We start from the raw sequence: 620 nt of genomic DNA, 5'->3' as shown, positions 1-620 counted from the left end.
GCCTATGGCGGTGAAATTTCATTTGTCCTAAAAAAGGCTAAAGTGATCACGATGTCTGGAGATCTTCGTACACTTGATGAATCTGATTTCCAGTTTGGCTACAGAAAGAGTATTTTTGAGAAAGAGAACTATATGGTGCTAGAGGCAATTTTTCAATTGGAGAAAGGAAGTTCAATGCAAATCCAAGAAAAAATGGATAGATTTACATCACTTCGGCAACAAAAACAACCACTTGAATATCCTTCTTGTGGCAGCGTCTTTAAGCGTCCGCCCAATTATTTTGCAGGTAAATTAATCTCTGATAGCGGTTTGCAGGGGAAACGGATTGGGGGTGCGGAGGTCTCAACGAAGCATGCTGGCTTTATTGTGAATGTAAATCATGCAACATCAACGGATTATCTGCACTTGATTCAATATATTCAGGAAACGGTGAAAAGAAAATACAATATTGAAATTGAAACAGAGGTTAAAATCATTGGTCAGGAGTAGCTCTTTAATATAATTTATTGAAAGGTGTGTTTGAATATGGAAAACAGTACGAAGGTATCTCTTTTTAAAGAAGTAATGGGGAATTATCCTACTGGTGTAACGGTCGTAACAACAGTAGATGAGCACCGCAT

General features: G+C 37.9%; 1 pseudogene. It reads left to right on the top strand.

From position 1 onward, the window contains the following. Nucleotides 1-489: pseudogene (gene murB, locus AC1DUW_RS31790) on the top strand (UDP-N-acetylmuramate dehydrogenase); the annotation flags it as partial. Nucleotides 490-620: the final 131 nt, after the last annotated feature.

Source organism: Peribacillus sp. P4_C12 (assembly GCF_056402095.1).
The sequence above is the reverse complement of the archived record's forward strand: the minus strand, read 5'-3'. Positions and strand labels throughout refer to the sequence as shown.